This is a genomic window from Dehalococcoidia bacterium, from assembly GCA_035574915.1.
Taxonomy (GTDB): Bacteria; Chloroflexota; Dehalococcoidia; order DSTF01; family WHTK01; genus DATLYJ01.
The window spans coordinates 1-18,813 of the sequence record DATLYJ010000068.1 but is presented as its reverse complement, the minus strand read 5'-3'; the positions used below and the strand labels follow the sequence as shown (position 1 = coordinate 18,813).

General features: G+C 68.6%; 22 protein-coding genes. 6 read left to right on the top strand and 16 right to left on the bottom strand.

Annotation, left to right across the window (positions count from 1 at the left end; translation table 11 throughout):
• On the bottom strand, positions 1-475 hold a 475-nt coding region (locus VNN10_06500), incomplete at its 3' end, for a glycine/sarcosine/betaine reductase selenoprotein B family protein (protein ID HXH21661.1).
• Between the two features lie 154 nt (positions 476-629).
• Here VNN10_06500 and VNN10_06495 point away from each other — a divergent pair.
• Positions 630-902, top strand: a complete 273-nt coding sequence (locus tag VNN10_06495) for a hypothetical protein (protein HXH21660.1) — start codon at positions 630-632, stop codon at positions 900-902.
• A 124-nt stretch (positions 903-1,026) separates the two neighbouring features.
• Here the strand turns inward: VNN10_06495 and rpoD are convergent, their stop codons facing one another.
• The 6 genes from rpoD to uvrC form a co-directional block, all read right to left on the bottom strand.
• Positions 1,027-2,508: an RNA polymerase sigma factor RpoD gene (gene rpoD / locus VNN10_06490; GenBank protein HXH21659.1), complete on the bottom strand. Its 1,482-nt coding sequence runs from the start codon at positions 2,506-2,508 to the stop codon at positions 1,027-1,029.
• An 83-nt stretch (positions 2,509-2,591) separates the two neighbouring features.
• The gene (gene dnaG, locus VNN10_06485) at positions 2,592-4,562 is read right to left on the bottom strand and encodes a DNA primase (protein HXH21658.1); all 1,971 of its coding nucleotides are present in this window, start codon (positions 4,560-4,562) and stop codon (positions 2,592-2,594) included.
• A complete protein-coding gene (locus VNN10_06480) occupies positions 4,559-5,083 on the bottom strand; it encodes a DinB family protein (GenBank protein HXH21657.1) in 525 nt (174 codons plus the stop codon). The genes dnaG and VNN10_06480 overlap by 4 nt, the downstream gene beginning before the upstream one ends.
• A 14-nt stretch (positions 5,084-5,097) precedes the next feature.
• Positions 5,098-6,150 (bottom strand): SH3 domain-containing protein, encoded by a 1,053-nt coding sequence (locus VNN10_06475; GenBank protein ID HXH21656.1) that lies wholly within the window; start codon positions 6,148-6,150, stop codon positions 5,098-5,100.
• Positions 6,151-6,223: 73 nt separating this feature from the next.
• The gene (locus tag VNN10_06470) at positions 6,224-6,574 is read right to left on the bottom strand and encodes an MmcQ/YjbR family DNA-binding protein (protein ID HXH21655.1); all 351 of its coding nucleotides are present in this window, start codon (positions 6,572-6,574) and stop codon (positions 6,224-6,226) included.
• Between the two features lie 132 nt (positions 6,575-6,706).
• Positions 6,707-8,626, bottom strand: a complete 1,920-nt coding sequence (gene uvrC / locus VNN10_06465; protein ID HXH21654.1) for an excinuclease ABC subunit UvrC — start codon at positions 8,624-8,626, stop codon at positions 6,707-6,709.
• A gap of 38 nt (positions 8,627-8,664) precedes the next feature.
• Between uvrC and VNN10_06460 the strand changes: the two genes are divergently transcribed.
• Positions 8,665-9,192, top strand: coding sequence for a hypothetical protein (locus tag VNN10_06460; GenBank protein ID HXH21653.1), 528 nt, complete (start codon positions 8,665-8,667; stop codon positions 9,190-9,192).
• On the opposite strand, the gene VNN10_06455 is transcribed toward VNN10_06460, so the two are convergent.
• The 3 genes from VNN10_06455 to mazG are packed head-to-tail and all read right to left on the bottom strand — an operon-like array spanning position 9,189 to position 11,861.
• Positions 9,189-10,079 carry an MBL fold metallo-hydrolase gene (locus VNN10_06455; GenBank protein HXH21652.1) on the bottom strand — a complete coding sequence of 297 codons (891 nt, stop codon included), beginning with the start codon at positions 10,077-10,079 and terminating at the stop codon, positions 9,189-9,191. The two genes, VNN10_06460 and VNN10_06455, sit on opposite strands and share 4 nt — an antisense overlap.
• Positions 10,076-11,077: a hypothetical protein gene (locus VNN10_06450; GenBank protein HXH21651.1), complete on the bottom strand. Its 1,002-nt coding sequence runs from the start codon at positions 11,075-11,077 to the stop codon at positions 10,076-10,078. Before VNN10_06450 ends, VNN10_06455 begins: the two co-directional genes overlap by 4 nt.
• A 1-nt stretch (position 11,078) precedes the next feature.
• Positions 11,079-11,861, bottom strand: a complete 783-nt coding sequence (gene mazG / locus VNN10_06445; protein HXH21650.1) for a nucleoside triphosphate pyrophosphohydrolase — start codon at positions 11,859-11,861, stop codon at positions 11,079-11,081.
• 145 nt (positions 11,862-12,006) lie between these two features.
• Here mazG and VNN10_06440 point away from each other — a divergent pair, with 145 nt between their 5' ends.
• Positions 12,007-12,729, top strand: coding sequence for a TIGR01906 family membrane protein (locus tag VNN10_06440; GenBank protein HXH21649.1), 723 nt, complete (start codon positions 12,007-12,009; stop codon positions 12,727-12,729).
• Here the strand turns inward: VNN10_06440 and VNN10_06435 are convergent.
• The 6 genes from VNN10_06435 to npdG all read right to left on the bottom strand — a co-directional run bounded on the left by VNN10_06435 (position 12,722) and on the right by npdG (position 16,802).
• Positions 12,722-13,147, bottom strand: a complete 426-nt coding sequence (locus VNN10_06435) for a hypothetical protein (protein ID HXH21648.1) — start codon at positions 13,145-13,147, stop codon at positions 12,722-12,724. The genes VNN10_06440 and VNN10_06435 overlap by 8 nt on opposite strands.
• 278 nt (positions 13,148-13,425) lie before the next feature.
• On the bottom strand, positions 13,426-13,944 hold the full coding sequence (locus VNN10_06430) for a hypothetical protein (protein ID HXH21647.1): 519 nt from the start codon (positions 13,942-13,944) through the stop codon (positions 13,426-13,428).
• Positions 13,945-14,052: 108 nt separating this feature from the next.
• Complete coding sequence (locus VNN10_06425) at positions 14,053-14,631, bottom strand: GNAT family N-acetyltransferase (protein ID HXH21646.1); 579 nt, start codon at positions 14,629-14,631, stop codon at positions 14,053-14,055.
• Positions 14,628-15,206 carry a CGNR zinc finger domain-containing protein gene (locus tag VNN10_06420; GenBank protein ID HXH21645.1) on the bottom strand — a complete coding sequence of 193 codons (579 nt, stop codon included), beginning with the start codon at positions 15,204-15,206 and terminating at the stop codon, positions 14,628-14,630. Before VNN10_06420 ends, VNN10_06425 begins: the two co-directional genes overlap by 4 nt.
• A 153-nt stretch (positions 15,207-15,359) precedes the next feature.
• Positions 15,360-16,115, bottom strand: a complete 756-nt coding sequence (gene cofE / locus VNN10_06415; protein ID HXH21644.1) for a coenzyme F420-0:L-glutamate ligase — start codon at positions 16,113-16,115, stop codon at positions 15,360-15,362.
• Positions 16,116-16,151: 36 nt separating this feature from the next.
• On the bottom strand, positions 16,152-16,802 hold the full coding sequence (npdG, locus tag VNN10_06410; GenBank protein HXH21643.1) for an NADPH-dependent F420 reductase: 651 nt from the start codon (positions 16,800-16,802) through the stop codon (positions 16,152-16,154).
• Positions 16,803-16,863: 61 nt separating this feature from the next.
• On the opposite strand from npdG, the gene VNN10_06405 reads away from it, so the two are divergent.
• The 3 genes from VNN10_06405 to rsfS form a co-directional block, all read left to right on the top strand.
• On the top strand, positions 16,864-17,652 hold the full coding sequence (locus tag VNN10_06405) for an ABC transporter ATP-binding protein (protein HXH21642.1): 789 nt from the start codon (positions 16,864-16,866) through the stop codon (positions 17,650-17,652).
• Positions 17,649-18,506 carry an ABC transporter permease gene (locus tag VNN10_06400; GenBank protein ID HXH21641.1) on the top strand — a complete coding sequence of 286 codons (858 nt, stop codon included), beginning with the start codon at positions 17,649-17,651 and terminating at the stop codon, positions 18,504-18,506. The genes VNN10_06405 and VNN10_06400 overlap by 4 nt, the downstream gene beginning before the upstream one ends.
• Positions 18,507-18,547: 41 nt before the next feature.
• On the top strand, positions 18,548-18,813 hold a 266-nt coding region (gene rsfS / locus VNN10_06395), incomplete at its 3' end, for a ribosome silencing factor (GenBank protein HXH21640.1).

The following is an 18,813-nucleotide window of genomic DNA, read 5'->3' as shown; positions in this document are numbered from 1 at the left end:
TGACGTTGGCCTCCTTGAGCCGCTGCGCGATCTCGGGGCCGTACTTCGCGCGCCACTCGGAACAGCCGCGCTCCTGGAAGCCCATGAAGGAATAGTGCTCCTCCGCCAGCCGGCCGATCCGGCCCTCGGCCTCGAGCTCTTCGAAGCGGCGGAGCGGCAAGGCGACGTTGAAGTCGATGTAGAAGTCCCGCGTGTTGAGGTGGAGGTGAGAGGCGGCGATCTGGTCCTGGCGGGTGTCCCGCGGGATGACGCGGTAGGTAGGGTCGCCCCAGAGCGGGTCCTCGCGCTCGCGCTCGACGTCGAATGGCTGCTGCGAGTCCTTCAGGTAGAGGCCCGCCGAGGTGAGCAGGGCGACTTTTGCCTCGCCAATCGGGACGCCAAGCGGCGCCCAGACAGGCGGCTCATCCAAGACGGGCATGGACTCGTACCCGGGGCGGAAGCTGCGGGGCAGGTACCGATAGCTGTCGACTGGCATGTGGCGTGGCCTTTCCGTGAGCGGGCCGGCTGGCCCCAGCCCTCAGGGCGGGATTATACCCGCAGCGACCGCCGGGAAGGCTTCGCTGTGCCGGCGGGTGATGCTAGACTTTTATCCGGCTGGAAGAAATGCGCAGGTTTTGAGGAGGCATACGGTGGCGGAAGAGAACGTGGGTGCTCTGTTTGCCTGGGGCCGGGCTTTGGTGCAGACAGCCGCTAGCGCGGGCTTTCCCATGGCTGCACTCCCGGAGTCGGGCCAGCTGAGCGACTTTATCGCGTGGGCACGCTCGGTCAACAGCGGCATCGGCGCCATGGCATCGCTGCCATCTCTCCCTGACGACGCCGGCTACGAGCAGGTGCTTGCCTGGGCTCGGGCGCTGGACGGCACCGCGCGGGGCATGGGCGCCGCCCTGCCGCCTCTCCCTTGAGACCGCGCCGCGGCCCGCCGCCGCCAACAGGCGCCCGCCGGGACAAGGCGACAGACAAGCCACTACTGGCGTGGCTGTCGCGTCGCTTACTCCTTCGGCCCCACTTCGCGCTTGACCTGGCCGGCTACTCCAGGTAGTCGCGCAGCTTCTTCGAGCGAGAGGGATGGCGCAGCTTGCGCAGCGCCTTTGCCTCGATCTGGCGGATGCGTTCGCGGGTCACGTGGAACTCGCGCCCGACTTCTTCGAGGGTGCGGCTGCGGCCGTCCTCGAGGCCGAAGCGCAGCTCAAGCACCTTCCGCTCGCGCGGCGCGAGGCTGGCGAGCACGTCCATTACCTGCTCTTTGAGGAGCTGGTGAGAGGCCGCGTCCGCCGGCGCCAGCGCTGCCTGGTCCTCTATGAAGTCGCCGAGGTGGGAGTCCTCTTCCTCACCGATCGGGGTCTCGAGGGACACCGGCTCCTGGGAGACCTTCATGATCTCGCGCACCTTCTCCGGGGGGATCTCCATCCCCCGGCCGATCTCCTCACTCGTGGGCTCGCGGCCGTACTCCTGGACCAGGCGGCGGCTGACGCGGACTAGCTTGTTGATCGTCTCCACCATGTGCACGGGGATGCGGATCGTCCGCGCCTGGTCGGCGATGGCGCGGGTTATGGCCTGGCGGATCCACCAGGTCGCGTAGGTGCTGAACTTGAAGCCCTTGCGGTAATCGAACTTCTCGACGGCGCGGATGAGGCCGATGTTGCCTTCCTGGATCAGGTCCAGGAGCGACATCCCGCGGCCGATGTACTTCTTGGCGACGCTGACGACGAGGCGGAGGTTCGCCTCGGTCAGGCGCTTCTCGGCGGCCTGGCCGTCGCTCTTGAGTTGCCCGAAGTAGGCCGCCAGGGCCGGCTCGCAGGAGGCGAGCTTGCCGCGGACCTCGAACTTCGGCGGCAGCAGGGCAGCCTCGCCGACCTCGGCAGCCATCAGCGACACGTACTCCGGCTTGAGGATGTGGGTGACGATCGCCAGGCGGACGATGGACCGAGCCGCGTCCTCCTCCGGGATGCCGCGCTGCTCGGCGACGTAGCGCATGAACTCGAGGTCCATCTCAGCGTCGATGAGTTCGCGCAGGCGCGGGTCGCCGACGCGGTCGGCGAGGGTGGAGTTGCGCGGCAGGTCCAGGTGCTTGATCACGAGGTCGAGGACCGGCTGCAGCTGGTGTAGCTGCTCGAAGAGCATGAGGGCCGTGTCGACGGCCGTCGGCGGGCTGCCGTTCTGGGCGATCCAGGCCTCTTCGATCGCCTCGATGTGCTGGCCTTCCTCCATCTGGCGGGCGAGGAACTTTTCGTCCGCGGCGGAAAGGAGGAAGACTTTGCCGATCTCGCGCAGGTACATGCGGACCGGGTCGTCAATGCCTTCCTGGTCCTCGAGGGGGATGCCGGCCGTGGCGGCTTCCCGTTCCTCTTCGGTCTCCTGGGTAATCTTTACGTCCGGTTCAGACCAGATGTCGGCCCGGCCGCGGCTTTCGAGCATGTCCGCGACACGGCGAAAAGAGTCGTCGGCGCCGTCCACGCTGGACAACGCCACTGCATCCGGACTCTCGCCAAGTGTCACTCGTTCGGCCATAAGTTCTCCACCTTCTCTAAACCAGATTGAGGCATCCACCATTTCCCTTCCGTGAAGGAACGGGTGGATCCCTTGGAGAAGGTCTATCCAGTGGGCCTGTCTCCCTGGTTACCGCGGGAGGAATCGATTAAGCGCTGGTGGAAGCGCAGGCCTGCTTCCATGTCCTGTAGAAGCTGGGAGGCCAGTCCTTCCGGGGAAGCTTCGTCCTGGCCGTCCTCGGGCGCTTCGCTGTTCGGGCCTGCCTCCCACCTCGCCTTCGCGATCGCTGCTACCTGCCCCGGCCCTCTTCTGGACGGACCCGAAGACAGGCTTGCCTCTCCCTCGGCAATGGCCAGGGCGCCGGCCTCCTTGACCGCCTTCATTCTAGCTTGCTCCAAACGGGCGAGACAATCTGAGAAGGCCGCTTTCACCGCCTCCAACTCAGTAACGTGCACGAGCGTCGAATCTATCCGCTTCTGCGCCTCCCACAGCCAGATTTCTTCTTCCGTGGCCTCCTCGCCGCGGAGATAGCGCCGGAACAACTCACGGTTCTCCGCGAGCGTGAACACCTCATCGCTGTACTCGCGCCCGATCTCGGCCAGGTGCGGGTGCCGGCGCAGCAGCGCCAGGGCGAACTCCTCCCGCGGCGCGCGCGTGACGCGCGGCGAAGGTGAAGGCGTGTCCTGCGGCCCTCCCGCCTCCTGCTGGCTCCGGGGTCGCGGCGCCCGCGGCGCCCGCCGCAGCTGCGATTGGAGCACCGCTTCCGGCACCTTCGCGAGCATTGCCAGCCGCTGGAGGTAGCTCGCGCGTACGACGGGGTCGGCGACCTCGCCCACGGCGGGCAAGACCTCGGCGACCAGGGTTGCCCGGTCGCGCGGATTCGTGAGGTCGAGCGCGCCGCGCACGACGTCGATCAGGTGGTCGACGATGGGCCGGCTGCCGTCGACCAACGCCTGCCACTGCGCGGGGTCGCGGCGTATGAGGTCGTCCGGGTCGACGCCCGCGGGCAAGGCGGCTACACGCCACTCGACCTCGAGGTTGGGCGCCGCCCCGATGCCGCGCGGCGTCGCGACCGGCACGGGCCGGCGCGCGCCAACGGCGACGGCGACCTGGACATCGCGCAGGGCCGCCGCGTTCCCGGCGGCGTCGGCGTCCATGGCAAAGACGGCGCGCTGGGGCTTCAGGCGCTCGACTGCGGCCACCTGGCGCTCCGTGAGGGCCGTGCCCATCGAGGCGACGACGTTGCGGTGACCGAACTGGTGCGCTGCGACCACGTCCATGTAACCTTCCACGATCACCGCCGTACCCGTCGTCCGGACCGCCGCCCGCGCCCGGTCGAGCCCGTAGAGAATGCCTCCTTTATCGAAAATCGGCGTCTGAGGCGTATTGATGTACTTCGCGCCTTCCTGGCCCTGCACGGCGCTTTCTCCGCTGGCTCCCGGAAGCACCCGGCCACCGAAGCCGGCGACGCGGCCCCGCTCGTCGCGGATGGGGAACATGAGGCGGCCGCGGAAGCGGTCGTAGATGCTGCCCCTCTCGTTCTGGACCAGCAGGCCGGCCTGGAGGAGCGTCGCATCAGTGAACCCCTTCTTGAGCAGGTGGTCACGGAGCGCCTCCCATGCCGGCGGGCTGGCGCCGATCTGGAAGTCCGACATCGCCTGACGGTCGATACCCCGGGCTTCGGCATAGGCGAGCGCGCCGCCCGCGCCGCCGAGGAGGTATGAGTGATAGAAGATGGCCGCCGCTTCGTTGGCGTCATAGAGGGGCTGGAGCTCGTCCCGCCTGGGGCTTTCCCGCTGGAGCTCGACGCCGGCGCGGCTGGCGAGGATGCGAAGGGCGCCGTTGAAGTCGGTGTTCTCCTTGCGCTGGACGAAGGTGAAGATGTCGCCGCCGGTGCTGCAGGCGCCGAAGCAGTGCCAGGTCTGGCGATCCGGGCTCACGGTGAACGAAGGCGTCTTCTCTGAGTGGAAGGGGCAGTTCGCCTTGTAGAGCCTCCCGGCTTTCCGCAGCTGCACGTATGAGCCGATGACGTCAACGATGTCGAGACGCGCTTTGACCTCGTCGACGACGCTCATCTCGGGTCCTCCACCAGCGGCCGCGCGCCGACAGCCTCTCGCAGGGCGGCTATCTGGGCGATGTGCTCCTCATGGTGCCCCGCGACCTTGTCGAACATCCAGGCCAGGTCCAGGCGCTGCTGGAGCCGGGAGTGCCAGAGGGTGTTCGGCAGCATGCGTCCGCGGGGACCGGTGGAAGTGTCCAGGAGCTTCTGGACCTCCCGCCGCACGCCGAGGAGGCCGTGGATCAGCTGCGGCACCGCGGCGTGCCTGCCCGCGCGCGCATTCTCCTCGTGAGCTTCCGGCGGCGAAGGGTCGATCCTGGCGCCATCGCTCTGCAGGGCGAGCCTGATCCTCTCTGCCCAGAGGCGCTCGTGGCTCAGGAGATGCGCCAGCACTTCAGCAATGCACCAGGGCTGCGGGTCATCCGCCGTGGCCGGGGGCCTGCGCTTGAACTGCTCCTCGGTAACCCCGGAAAGAAGCGCGAAAAGGCGCGACTGGCCATCCTGCAGCCGTCTTCGGATCTCGTCAGCGCTCTCCATGGCGCTCCTCGCCCTCAGGGCGTCGGTGTGCGGGTGGCCGTGGCTATCGGCGGCGGCACCGCCGACGAAGGCGTCGGGGTTGCCCCGGATGGTTGCGTCGGGACACCGGACACGACGCAGTCTACCCGGTTGTTGGCCGGATTGGGGTCGCCGAGGGTCTGAAGCGGGTCGATCGTCGCTATGACGCGCTCGCGCACGACGTAGTTGGTGGCGATGTCGATCTGGCCGCCGGCAGGGATGGTGGCGAGCTGAGCGGCGGTGGCCAGGGTGGCGCCGCTGGTGTTCTGGACCAAAACCTGGATGGCGCGGCTGGTGATGCCAGCCGGCCCCCGGTTCATGACGTTGATGATGAGCTGCACGCCGGGTGCGCAGGTGCCGGGCACGATGCGGGCCTCCAGGTCGGCGCCGCCGGCCGGCGTGCCGGTTGGCGTGGGCGTTGCCGTGGTGACCTCGGTGGGTTCGGGCGTGGCTGTCGGGATAATCACCGTTGGCCTTGGGATTGGCGTTACCGAGACCACGGGTATGGCGGCGGTATTCGACGGTAAACGCAGGGCGGAAGCAGGGACCCAGCCACGCAGGGACGAACCCGGCGGGAAGTAGATGTTGTACCAGGTGCCCTCCTCATTCCGGCCCACGACCTCGACGTCCTGGTTGCGGTTGAGTTCGCCGACGGCGAGGTAGTCCAGCCCGGGCCCCTCGCGGACGGTGGAAGCAGCGAGCGTGCGGGCGCCGACGCCGCGCGAGGGCCCCGGGGTCAGCGGGTCGATGATCAGCCCGCCGTCGTCGTCGCCGGCGGAGCCAGAACTGCTGCCGAAGAGAAAGACCACGAGGACCGCGAGGACGATGGCGCCGCCGACGGCGAGGCCAGCGAGGACGTAGGGGTTGCGCATGAACGCCTGGTCGGAGGGCTCGGCGATTGCGGGGACGAGGCGCTGGTCAGGCTGCTGCGGCGGCCTTGCGGAAGGACGGCCGAACTCGGCTACGCGGCGGCCAGGCGGGACCGGCGGCCGGGGCATGTCGCGACGAGGCGGGTCTGGCGGCGGCGTAGTGTCAGAGTCGGGCGGCATAGGCAAGGCGGGGCATGCCGTAGCAGGCCGACGCTATGTTAACAGGCGCCCATGCCAGGGGCCATCAACCCGGTCACGCGCCGCCGCCCAGGAGCGCCAGGAGGCGCGGCGGCGCCAGGCGGCGCCACGACTGCTCCAGAAGCGCGCCGACTTCGCCGGGCTCGGCATTCGGCAGCCGGATGAGGATGCTCGGATGGCCTTTGTAGTGCGGCCTCTTGAAGTACACCGACGGCCGCGTGTCCATGAGCATCCGCTGCTCGATGTCGTCGACTGCGCCCAAGACCATGACATCGGGTTCGGGGTCTTCCTGGCGCAGCCGGGCCATGAACTTCCTGCGCACCTTCAGCGCGGGCGTCCCGTAAGAGGTCGAGACTTCGACACCCGGGAGCCGGCAGGCCAGCTCGACGACTTCGTCCCAGGTCACGGCGTCGGGCCAGACACCGGGCGCCCGGTGGGCCTGCAGGACTCGCCTGCTCGGACATCCCTCGCTCTAATCTGGCGCCGGGAAGTATGGACCGCTAATGAGTGGCAGGACACGGATACGTCCACCTTCCAGCTACAGATACTGTTTGACCTTCTCCGCCAGAGCGGCCGTGAACCCCACCGTGCTTGCGATCTCCTCCACGGGGGCCTCGCGGATGTTCTTGAGGGAGCCGAACTTCCGCAGAAGCGCCCGCTTGCGCTTGGGCCCAATGCCGGGCACCGAGTCCAACGCGCTCTGCATGCCGGACTTCGTCCGCACCTGGCGGTGGTAGGTCACGGCGAAACGGTGCGCTTCATCGCGGATGCGCTGCACCAGGTAGAGGCCCTGGCTGGTGCGAGGCAGAACGATTGGCTCCGAGTGGTCCTGGACGAATAGCTCCTCGTTCTGTTTGGCGAGGCCGGCGACGGGCACGTGCTTCAGGCCCATGTCACGCATGACGTCGAGCGCGGCCGAGAGCTGGCCCTTGCCGCCATCGACGATGAGGAGGTCTGGTAGGGCACTCCACCCCTCCAGCGTGTATTCCTCCTCCGTGGCGCCGTGAGGGACGATCTCCTCCAGCGATGCCACCTCGCGCCCATCTGCCTGGGCCGTCGAGCGCCTGAAGCGCGCGAAGCGGCGCCGGAGCACCTCCGCCATCGAGGCGAAGTCGTTGGCGCCGGCGACCGACTTGATGCGGAACCGCCGGTACTCCTGCGGCCTCGGCTTGCCGTCGATGAAGACCACCATGCTCGCGACCGAACTGGTGCCCTGGATGTTGGAGATGTCGTAGCACTCGATGCGCCGCGGCAGGGACGGGAGGTCGAGCTCATCGGCAAGCTCGACGAGCGCGGTCTGAGTCTTGTCCGTGTCGGCAAGCCAGCGCACGCGCAGCATGTCCAGCGACTCGCGCGCGTTTTCGGCTGCCAACTCCGTCATGCGACGCCGGGTACCCTTCCGGGCGACGACGAGGGTCACCTTCGCGCCCCTGCGCTCGCTGAGCCACTCCTCGATCAGGGACGCTTCCGGCACCTGCGTGGGCACGACCACGAACCGCGGGACGTAGACCGCCGACTCGTAGAACTGCTTGAGGAAGGCCCCCAGCACGTCTGCGTCCTGTTCGTCGACAACGCCGTCGAGCGTGAAGAAGTCGCGGCCCACCATCTGGGTGCCGCGGATGAAGAAGACCTGGACGCAGGCCTGGCCGGGGTCCCGCGCCATGCCGAAGACGTCCTCATCGGTCGGCCGGATGCGCTCCACGAACTGGCGCTCGGCTACGCGCTCGACGGCCTGCAGCTGATCCCGGATCAGGGCGGCGCGCTCGTATTCGAGTTTCTCGGAGGCCTCCAGCATCTGGCGCTTGAGCGACTTCACCACCTCGGAGGTCTTGCCCTCGAGGAAGAGGATGGTCTGGCGGATGACCTCGTCGTACTCCTCTTTGGTGCAGTAGGCGGTGCAGGGCGCGATGCAGCGGTGGATGAAGTAGTCCAGGCAGGGCCGCGGGTCCGTGCCGGTGATCGTCTTGGTGCAGGAGCGCCAGGGGAAGAGCTTCTTGACGATGCTCAGCGTCGTGCGCACCGAAGACGCCGAGGCGTAGGGGCCGAAATAGCGGGCGCCGTCGTTCTGGACTCGCCGCGCGATCTCGACGCGGGGCCATTCGTTCTGGACGTCGATCCGCAGGTACGGGTAGTGCTTGTCGTCCTTGAGGCGGACGTTGAAGAAGGGCTGGTGGCGCTTGACTAGCGTCGCCTCCAGATGCAGGGCCTCGGCGGCGTTGCTCGTGACGATGTACTCGAAGTCCTCGACCTGCTCGACCAGCGAGCGCGTCTTGGGCTCGAGCGAGTGGGGCGCGCCGAAGTAGTTGCGCACGCGGTTGCGGATGTTCGCGGCCTTGCCGACGTAGATGACGTCGCCGCGCCCGTTGCGCATGATGTAGACGCCAGGCTTACCGGGAAGCGCCTTCAAGCGCTCCGCGAAGCGCGCGCGCTTGGTGGTGTCACTGCGAGTTGGCGGCACATGGATATTTTACCTTCGGGCATTCGGGCATTTCGGGCATGGCGAGGCTTTATCACTTCAGCGAGGAGGCGGGCATCGAGCGCTTCGCGCCGCGGCCGCCTCTGGCGCACCCGGAGCAGGAGCCACTGGTGTGGGCGGTAGACGAATGGCACTCGCCGCACTACTTCCTGCCGCGCGATTGCCCGCGCGTGTGTTTCTGGGCACGGCCGGAAAGCTCGCCTTCGGACGTCGGGAGAATGCTGGGGCTCGCGGCGCGGGCGGTGGTAATCGAGCGCGCCTGGCTGCCGGCCGTCCGCGAGGCGGTACTGTATCGCTACGAGTTCGATGCCGACGGCTTCGACCTCGTCGACGAGACGGCCGGCTACTACGCTTGCCGCCACGCCGTCCGCCCCGTCCGCGTCCAGCGCCTCGAAAATCCGCCGGCGCTGTTCCCCCGGCACGGCGTTGACTTCCGAGCCGTCGACGACCTCATTGCCCTGCACCTCGCCATAGTCGCTTCGACGCTGGCCTTCTCCAGCATCCGCCTGCGGAACGCCGGTGGTGAGCGCGCGGAGGGGCGCCGTTAGCTCAGGGCATCGATGCGGAAGGCGTCCCCCTCGCGCCTGAGGCGGCCGCCGCAGGGAAAGGCGAAATGCGCGCCAAAGAGCAGGGTCTCCGTCCCGGCGTAGCGCTGCAGGATCTCGAGTCTCGCGTGTCGCGCTGGCTCCTCCGGCCCGCCGAGGGCGCAGCGGAGATGGGGTAGAGCCGCCTGCAGGGGGCTGTGCATGGCGTCGCCGGTGAAGACGGCGCTCTGCCCGGCAGATTCGACCTTCACGGAGACGTGTCCGGGCGTGTGGCCGAAGCTCGGCTCCAGCCTTATGCCCGGCGCGACCTGATAGTCCGGCTCGACCACGTCGACCAGCCCGGCCTTCACGACCGGCTCGATGCTGTCCTGCCAAAGCTGCTGTGTCGGGGCGGCGGCCTGTGTTGTCGCCGCGAAGTGGTCGTACTCGGGACGGGCGAAGAGGTGGCGGGCGCGCGGGAAGGTGGGCCGCCATTCGTCGCCGTCGAGGTAAGCGTCCCAGCCGACGTGGTCGGTGTGCATGTGAGTGCAGAGGACGAGGTCGACGTCCTCCCGGGAGACGCCGGCGGCGCGAAGGCGCTCGAGAAAGGGGGTGTCGAGCATGTCGAAGGCGGGGATGCCGCCTCCGCGCCGCTTCTGGTTCCCGACGCCGGTGTCGATCAGGACCACTGCGTCCGGCGTCTTGAGAAGGTAGGTGTGGATGCTCTGCAGCAGGTAGCCGTTTGCGTCCATGAAGTGAGGCTGCAGCCACTCCTTCGCGGCATCGACGGCGGCGCGCTCGGCGTCCGGCAGCAGCCATCGCACCGAGGTCGGCAGCACCAGCTCCGGCACCTGCCAGACCTCCACGTCACCGACCCTGGTGACCAACCTGCTTGTGAGGTCATCCGTCATGCTTGCACATCCTCAGGCAGCCTGCGAAAGGCGTCCAGTACCTCGCGCGAACCGTTGTCGCGCACGGCCGCCGCGACGCGCGGCCTGAGGGCGGGGTCCCTGAGAAAGCGGGCAAGGGACTCCAGCGCCGTTACGGCGAGGCCCGGGGCTGCCCGGGCGATGACCTCAAGCAAGAAGCCGGCTGCGTCCTCGCCCCGGAGCATGCCGGCGGCGGCCACGATGGCCTGCCGGACGCGCGGTTCCACGCGGGCCTCGTAGCCGCCTCGCAAGGCTTCGAGGGCGCCCCGGACGCCCGACTCGCCGATCGCCACCGCGGCCAGGACGGCTACGTCAACCTCGCCCTGGAGGAGGCCTGAGACTAGGCCGAGCGAGCCGGGGGAGCACACGAGAAGCGTCGCCAGTGTCTCGGCTATTTCGTCGCCGGTCTCCCACTGGCTGTCGGCCTGGGGTCGCTGCAGAAAGCGGAGCGCCTTGTAGCGCAGCAAGGCTGCGCCCGCGTCCGAGGACAGAGTCCGGAAGGAGGTGATGGCGCCGAGACGGGCACGAGGCTCGCGGTCAGCAAGCAGCTCGGAGGCCAGTTCCAGGGCGCGCGGGTGGTTGCGTTCAGCGAGGGCAACGATGGCGGCGGCCCGCATTTCGGCGGCCGTATCGATTGGCTCGTCACCGGTCGGCTCCGGCTGAAAGTGCCTGCAAGCCGCGATCAGGGTCTGGTCGCCGTCCCCCAGCCGGGCGAGCGCGCCGACGATTGCGGTCTTCGCGAGGCAAGCTGGGTCAGACTTCAGGGGCTGCAAGAGGAACCGCTCGAAGGCGCTCTCGAGGTCCGGGACGAGGCCGTGCAGGCCGGCCTCGCCGGCGATCAGCGCCGCCCTGGCCGCCAGGACGTTGGAGGTGGAAGCAAGCGCGTGGCGCAGTGCATCGACCGACTCGGGGCTGCGGGGACGGGCCCGGACCTCCGCAAGGCGTGCCAGTCCTTCACGGACGGGGTCGCCCCGCGCCACTTCAGGCGTCCTCGTCCGCCTTCGCGCGCGCCCAGAGGTCCAGGAGCTCGCGTAGGTCCATCTCGGAGAGGGCGCGGCCTGCGGCGCGGGCGCTGGACTCGACCCGCTCGAAGCGCCGCCGGAACTTCGCGCTGGCCAGGCGCAACGCCTCTTCGGCGTCGATGCCGCTGTAGCGCGCGTAGTTCACGAGGTTGATGAGGAGGTCGCCGAACTCCTCGGCGCGGCTGCGCGCGTCGCCGGCCTGTGTCAGTTCCTCGAGCTCCTCGCCGATCTTTACCAGCACGTCGCGCCTGTCAGGCCACTCGAAGCCGGCGGCGGCGGCGCGGCGAAGCAACTCCTGCGCGTAGGCCAGCGCCGGCAGCGAACGCGGGACACCTTCGAGCGCGGCCTTGTCTCCGCCGGCCTCTTCGCGCTTGAGGCGCTCCCACTGCTCGATCACCGCGGCCGCGGAGTCCGCCCGGGCCTCGCCGAAAACGTGAGGGTGCCGGCGCACCAGCTTGGCCGCGAGGCCCTGGAGGATGTCCTTCAGGCTGTACTCGCCGGCCTCTTCGGCCAGTTGGGCGTGGATGAGGATCTGGAAAAGAAGGTCGCCCATCTCCTCCGGCAGGCGCTCGTAGTCTCCTTCATCGAGGAGGGCGAGCACTTCATAAGCTTCCTGGAGGAGAAAGGGCTTCAGGCTCTCGTGAGTCTGTTCGCGGTCCCAGGGACATCCGTCCGGCCCGCGTAGCCGGGCGACAATGTCGCGAAGCTCGGCGTAGCGCGCCAGCTCTTCGGGGTCGGGCATGAGACCTCCGGTTGGCCGCCGACAAGAGTCGTCGTTATGATCAGTTGGCGGCCGTTTCCCGTTGACAGGCTCGGAGTCGAAACCTACCATACCACCAATTCCACGAGCGAGACGTGGCGGGGCGGCTCGGCCGAGGAGGCCATGGATGAGCGCGCTCCGCAACGTCGCCTCGCTTCTCTTCGTCCTGGCCCTGCCGGCCGCCCTGGTCACCACGAACATCCGCTTCATGGCCAACGAGCCGAGGGTCTACCGCTATGCGGTCGACGACTTCGGCGCTGTCGCGACTACGGGGATCGCCCGCGAGGAGCTGCTGCGCGCCATGCGGGAACTGCGCGCTTACTTCAACGCCGGCGGTGACGAGCCAGTCGCCATCCGGGTCGAGCGGCAGGGACGGGAGCAGCCCCTCTTCAACCCGCGGGAGACGGCGCATCTCAAGGACGTAAAGGCCCGCTTCAGGATGCAGAACGCCGTCCAGGAGTTCTCCGTCCTCTACGTGCTCACCTACATCGCCGCGGTGGTCATCTGGTCGCGGGAGGTCTCGGTCCGGCGGCTGGCGGTGAACACGATGGCCGGCTCGGCCCTTACCGTCGTGGCGATCGCCGGGGTGGGCGCCTTCGCCGTGAGCGGCTTCGATAGCGCCTGGACGCAGTTCCACGAGGTCTTGTTCAGCAACGACTTCTGGCTGCTGAACCCTCGTACCGACCACCTGATACAGATCTTCCCGCCCGAGTTCTGGCAGAACATCGTGTTCTTCGTGGGGCTCGTGACGGCGGCAGAGGCAGGCCTGATCCTGCTGGTCTCCGGCCTCTACCTTGGCGCGACCGCCCGGCGCGCGGCTGAGCCGGAGCTGGCTCCCTCGTTCAGCTGACCGCGAATCCGCGGCCCGCGTAGAACGACCCCGGTTGTCCGAGGAGCGCCTCGATCAGGTCTGCCTGCGCCGGGTAGCGCAAGACGCGGGACTCCCAGCCGCGGCCGGGAGCTACGCCCCCGACGGGCAGCTTGTTGAGTTGCGCGGCAAAGTATTCTGCGAGCTCAGCGGCGTCTACTGCGTCGCCCTCGCCTGTGATGACGAGGCAGGCGTAAGCCGGGTCGAGGCGAGTGAGCTGGCCGGCCCGGGGCAGACAGGTGCCGATGACGAGTCCTGCCCAGCGAAGGAGCTTCTGCCGCTCGGCAGCGGGAAGGGTATCCAGCGTCCGGAACTCCACCACCGCGAAGCCTTTACCGCTCTCAATCGCCGTCTCGAGGGTCGCCAGGAAGGCCGTGGTCGCGGGGTCTGAGGAGTCCATCAAGAGGATTCTCGGTAGCCTGCTCCGGCCATAAAGGCCTCCGCGTGGCGGCGGCGCAAAGAGTCATGGGATTGATAGGGCGCCGCGGGACTGCAAGCGCGCTCTGAGCGCGGGATTGCCCCCTGGCCGGGCGAGGGCTGGCGCCTGGCGAGGGAGGCAAGACTCCGCGCCTTCTCCTCCCCCGCTCCTGCCGCCTCGCGAGGCCCGGAGGGACGAGAAGGCCGCGGGGCGCCCACCGGCGCGGCGCCGGGAGGCGCATTGGGTTCGAGCGAGCAGAGCTAGCGCGCCAGGCAGTTCTGCTGGTACCAGCGGCGCTCGCTGTCTGAGCGATAGGGGGTGCCGCGGACCTGGTTGCAGTCGGTGCGGTCCGGGCCGGTCGAGGCCTGCGCTTGCTGCCGCGTCCCCTGGCAATTGGCGAGATACCACGCCCTCTCCTCGTTCGACGCGTAGGGCCGGCCGCGGACCTGGGCGCAGTCGCGCCCGGCTGGGCCGGGGCCCGGCGCGGCGTCCCGGAGCGCTGCCTCGGGCAGCGAGGAAGCCAGCGGCAAGTCCCCGACGGCCCTGGACCAGGCGCTGCAGTTTTCGGAGAACCAGGCGCGCTCGTTTTCAGACCGGTAAGCGGTTCCGTAGACCTCATCGCAGTTCGTCCGGTCGGGCAGGCCGTCCGCGTCCGGCGAAAGCTGGCTGCGCGGGGTAGCCGGGCCGCGGGCATCGGCCAGGAGAGCCAGGCTCACACTAGCCGCAAAGGCGACGCCCGTGAGGAGGAGGATGATTACCAGCTGCCAGGGACGGAACATGCGGATTTCGGTCCTTTGCTGCGCGGACGCCGCGGCGGCACCGCATTCGGGCAGGCAAAGGCTACCGGGCCCCTCGGGAAGGCGGCATCAAGCAGGAGTCAGCCGGCGTTAAGGGCGTGTTGAAGCGAGCCGCTTGCGCATGATCGGCCGTCCGGGAGAGCGGCGCTCGACCTCCTCGAAGCCGGCCCGGATGAACATCGACGGCACGCCCGTATAGGCGAAGGTGTCCGGCATCCGGCCCACCTTCGGGTCCACGGGATAACCTTCGACTACCGCGGCGCCGCGGCCAGCGGCGAAGTCCGTGGCTGCCCGGAGCAGCGCAGACCCGACGCCCTTGCTTCGGTGGCCACGGGCGATGAAGAAGCAGACGACGGACCAGACCGGGGTGTCGTCGACTGGCTTGAGCACGCGCGACCGCTGCAGGCGCGTGAAGTCCTGGCGCGGCGCCACGGAACACCAGCCGACCGGTTTGCCCTTGAGGTAGGCAAGCAGTCCGGGTGACTGCCCGTCATCAACGATTGCCCTGAGGGCTTTGCGGTTCGGTTCGCCTTTGCCGCTTTCCCAGGCTGAGGCCGGGACGCGCCACCACATGCACCAGCAGCCGCCGACCGCGCCGCGCGGCCCGAAAAGCGCCTCGAGGTCTGGCCAGCGCTCCGGCGTGAGGGGCAGGACCTCAACGCTGCTCATGTCTGGCGGGCAGCGGCGGCACCGGGACCGCGGGCTCTGGCCCTGGCCTGGAAGCGCCTCACCTTCGTGCGATTGCCGCACACCGCCATCGAGCACCAGTTGCCGGAGCGGTTGCGGGAGTAGTCGTAGAAGGCCCACTGGCAGGAGTCGCTCTTGCAGATCTTGAGGCGTGACCAGGTGCCCTCCGCCATGGCCCTGAAGACGATGGCGACGATGCGGGCAAGCGCGCCGCCGGCGCCGCCCTGCGACGGCTCCAGAGCAAGGGAGCCGTCCGGCGCAACCCGCAGGGTGAGGGGAAGCGACTTGAAGGCCTCGTTCAGGGCCCGCACCGCCTCCGGGTCGGCCGGCTCGCCGTGGTTGGCCTTGAGGAAGGCGCGCAGCGCCTCACGGACTGTGACGGCTGCCACCCGGTCGTTCTCGCCGGCGACGCCGTCCTCGAGCAGGCCTTTCTCGACATAAAAAGCGTTCAGGCCTTCGAGGGTCGAGAATTCATCGGTGCCGCCTTCGACGTCCAGGGTGTTGACGAAGGCGCGCACCAGTTCGAGCTCGCCGGGAGCGTAAGGATGGGTGCCCACGAAGGCATTCTAGCAAACCTGTCAACGCAGATAGTTGGTTAACTCGAGGGGCTGTAAGCCTGGAGGCCGAGCACCTGAGCTCGGGGCCGGAAGCCCGCGTCCGGCGCGATCAGCGGTAGTCTGGCCCGGGACACCCGCGGGCAGGCCGGGGCTCTACCTGAACATGTCGCGCTCGGCCTGGCGCACGATCTCCCTTGCCGACCCCTCGCCGCGGGGGACGGCGTAGCCGCGGATTATCGCGGCCGGCACCTGGTTCACTTTCCCCGTTACGAGCTCGGCGCAGGAGGCGAGCTCGTCCGCGACGCATATCCACGTTGCCCTGAGCTCGCGTCCCTGCGCGTCCTGCTGGCCGACGTAGTCGATGATGGGCAGCATTCCCGCCACGCCGATAGCGACCTCCGTGTAGCCGGTGCGCCACGGCCGCCCGAACGTGTCTGAGATGATCACGGCCACGTCCGCTCCGGCGGCCGTCAGGACGCCCTGGCGTATGCGCGCCGCGGACTGGTCGGGGTCGAGCGGGAGCAGGAGGACCCTGTCGTTCCCGGGTACGTTGGAGGCGTCGACGCCGGCGTTGGCGCACACGAAGCCATGGCGGGTCTCGCAGATGATGACGCCGTGGTCCATGCGCACGATGCGCTTGGCCTCGCGCAACACCACCTCAACGTGACGGGCGTCCTTCGCCCAGTTCGTGGCCAGCTCGATGGCGAGCGGCGAAGGCTCGACCTCATTCAGGTCCACGAAGCGCCCCTCGGCTTTCGATACTACCTTCTGGGTCACGATCAGGACGTCGCCGTCCTGCAGAGGCGTGCCCTGCGCCCGCGCGGCCTCAACGATCAGGCGCGCGAGGTCGTCGCCCGGCCTGACCTCCGGGATGCCCTCGATGCCGGTAACCGTTACGGATGCGGCCACTACGGCCTCCTTGGTGCCTGGTCTCGTCGCCGGGCGTCAGAGACCAGCGATTTTCACGTGGGTCTCGGTCTTGTGCAGGCGGTTGATGTTCAGGAGCAATGCCGTGATCTCCTCGACATAGTGCGAGTTCGCGAGCGGGCCGCCGTTGATTCCCCGCACGCCGGCTATCGTCTCGGCCAGCTCGATGGTGGCGCGCACGGCAGCGGCGTCGTCGCCGCAGACGATTACGTCCCCGTTGATCGCGTGATCGAGGTCCAGCAGGTGGCCGGCGCTGAGGTTCTGGAAAGCGCCGACGACGCGCGCGGCCGGCAGGAGCTTCTGCGCTTCCTCTGCCGCCGAGCCTTCCGGCACGTGGATGGCCGCGACGCGTGCCCGGGAGAACTGCAGCGGCACCACCGCGGAGACGACGACGGCGCTGCCAATGGCTTCGGCAAGGTCCCTCAAGGTGTCGGCCATGCCGGCGTAAGGCACCGTGACCACGACGATGTCCACGTCGCGCACGGCTTCTGCGTTTGTGCCGCCGGTAACGCGGCCGCCAGAGAGGACCGAGACCTCCGCCGCCGTTTCGGCGCCGCGCTCCGCCGAGCGCGAGCCGATGCGGACCTCGATGCCGGCGCGTGCGAAGCGGGCGGCCAGGCCTTTGCCCTCCGGGCCCGTGCCGCCGATGAGACCGATGCGCTTAGCCACGGGACCTCCTCCGGGCTGCAATACAATGAGACGCGGGCAAACGATAAGCGGTCGGCGGGACATGGACAACGATAGCACCGGCACCCACCTCTCCCTGCGCGGCGTCTCGATGGTCTACGCCAGGGAGGGGCGGCACCTCCAGGCCCTTTCCGGCATTGACCTGGACGTCCGCCAGGGCGAGTTCGTCTCGGTCATCGGCCCCAGCGGGTGCGGGAAGTCTACACTCCTGCGCATCATCGGCGGGCTCCAGGCGCCCACCGGCGGGACGGTCGAGGTCGGCGGCGGGCCGCCCCGCGAGGCGCAGGAGCGGAAGGACATTGGCTTCGTGTTCCAGGACGCCTCCCTGCTGCCCTGGCGGACGGTCCGCGGCAACGTCCGTCTGCCCCTGGAGGTGAACCGGCGCGCCGCCGGAGGCGACGCCGACCGCCTGATCGACCTCGTAGGGCTCGGGCGCTTCCGGGACTATCACCCGCACCAGCTCTCGGGCGGCATGCAGCAACGCGTCGCCCTGGCGCGCGCCCTCGTGACATCGCCGAAGCTGCTGCTAATGGACGAGCCGTTCGGCGCCCTGGACGAGATCACGCGCTCCGCCATGCGCTACGAGCTGCTGCGTATCTGGCGCGCCTCGCCGGGCGCCGAGCGCACGGTGGTCTTCGTGACGCACAGCATTACGGAAGCGGTCCTGCTCTCTGACCGCGTCGTCGTAATGACACCACAGCCCGGGCGCATCGCGGCGACGCTCGAGATCGACCTGCCGCGGCCGCGGGACGAAGAGCTGGAGACAGCGCCGGAGTTCCTCGAGTACACGCGGCGCCTGCGGGCCCTGCTCCGCCCGGTGGTGGCGGCATGAGCGTCCCCATCGCCGGCGAGCGCGAATGGGCGGCGGATGAGGCTGCGCCAAGAGGCGCAGGGCGCAGCGCCGGCGTCCGGCGGACCCTGGGTTCGCTCGCCGCGGAGGCGCTGCCATCGGCGGTGGGCCTGGCGCTTGCTCTGTCCGCCTGGGAAGCATGGGTGCGCATCCGCGACGTGAAGGTCTATCTGCTCCCGCCTCCCTCACTGGTGGCCGAGCGGCTATACGAGCGCGCGGACATGTTCGCCCGGGAAGGGCTGCGCACCCTGGAAGGGGCCATGCTGGGCTTCGCCGTGGGCGCGGGCGTGGCCCTGGTGCTGGCGACGATCATGGCCCAGTCGCGATTCCTGGAGCGGGCAATCTTCCCGCTCGCCATCCTCGTCAAGGTCACGCCTATCGTCGCCATCGCGCCGCTGCTCACGATCTGGTTCGGCTTTGGCCTCATGCCCAAGGTGTTCATATCGGCGCTGATCGTCTTCTTCCCGGTCATGGTGAACGCGCTCGTCGGCTTTCGATCCGTGGACCCGAACGCCCTCGCTCTGCTGGAGTCTCTGGCAGCGCGGCGCCACGAGGTCTTCCTGCTTCTGCGTGTGCCCTCATCCCTGCCCTACGTGTTCGCGGCCTTCAAGGTCTCGATCCCGCTGAGCGTCATCGGCGCGGTCGTCGCCGAGTGGTTCAGCGGGGACCGCGGCCTTGGGCGGGTGATCTACATCGCCAACAACAACCTGGACATGCCCACGGCGTTCGGCGGTATCTTCACGCTGGCGGTGATCGGCGTCGGGCTGTTCCTGATAACCTCCCACCTCGAGCGCCGGGTGCTGTTCTGGCATGAGTCCAACGTGGAGCCGCAGTGAGGCCCGGGCCAGCGCGCCGGCTCTGATATGATCCCACCTGAATGACGCTTGCCCAGGACTCGTCCGACCTCGCCCAGCGGATAGTCGACGCTCTGACGGACCGCCAGGCCGACGAGGTGCTGCTGCTTGATATCCGCAGAGTTGCTAACTTCACGGACTACTTCGTGATCGCAACGGCGCAGAACGTCCGGCACATGCGCGCCCTGATGGAGACGCTGGACCGCGACCTGGCGGCCGCAGGAGTCAACGCGCTCCATGTCGAGGGCGAGGCCGACTCCGGCTGGGTCCTCATCGACTTCGGGGACGT

What these genes read in the sequence shown, in the direction of transcription:
- VNN10_06440 (HXH21649.1), top strand. Translation starts at nt 12,007, where the DNA reads ATGAGCGCGCTCCGCAACGTCGCCTCGCTTCTCTTCGTCCTGGCCCTG.
- VNN10_06435 (HXH21648.1), bottom strand. Translation starts at nt 13,147, where the DNA reads ATGGACTCCTCAGACCCCGCGACCACGGCCTTCCTGGCGACCCTCGAG.
- VNN10_06430 (HXH21647.1), bottom strand. Translation starts at nt 13,944, where the DNA reads ATGTTCCGTCCCTGGCAGCTGGTAATCATCCTCCTCCTCACGGGCGTC.
- VNN10_06475 (HXH21656.1), bottom strand. Translation starts at nt 6,150, where the DNA reads ATGCCGCCCGACTCTGACACTACGCCGCCGCCAGACCCGCCTCGTCGC.
- mazG (HXH21650.1), bottom strand. Translation starts at nt 11,861, where the DNA reads ATGCCCGACCCCGAAGAGCTGGCGCGCTACGCCGAGCTTCGCGACATT.
- VNN10_06455 (HXH21652.1), bottom strand. Translation starts at nt 10,079, where the DNA reads ATGACGGATGACCTCACAAGCAGGTTGGTCACCAGGGTCGGTGACGTG.
- VNN10_06460 (HXH21653.1), top strand. Translation starts at nt 8,665, where the DNA reads ATGGCGAGGCTTTATCACTTCAGCGAGGAGGCGGGCATCGAGCGCTTC.
- VNN10_06405 (HXH21642.1), top strand. Translation starts at nt 16,864, where the DNA reads ATGGACAACGATAGCACCGGCACCCACCTCTCCCTGCGCGGCGTCTCG.
- VNN10_06480 (HXH21657.1), bottom strand. Translation starts at nt 5,083, where the DNA reads ATGGAGAGCGCTGACGAGATCCGAAGACGGCTGCAGGATGGCCAGTCG.
- dnaG (HXH21658.1), bottom strand. Translation starts at nt 4,562, where the DNA reads ATGAGCGTCGTCGACGAGGTCAAAGCGCGTCTCGACATCGTTGACGTC.
- VNN10_06425 (HXH21646.1), bottom strand. Translation starts at nt 14,631, where the DNA reads ATGAGCAGCGTTGAGGTCCTGCCCCTCACGCCGGAGCGCTGGCCAGAC.
- rpoD (HXH21659.1), bottom strand. Translation starts at nt 2,508, where the DNA reads ATGGCCGAACGAGTGACACTTGGCGAGAGTCCGGATGCAGTGGCGTTG.
- VNN10_06400 (HXH21641.1), top strand. Translation starts at nt 17,649, where the DNA reads ATGAGCGTCCCCATCGCCGGCGAGCGCGAATGGGCGGCGGATGAGGCT.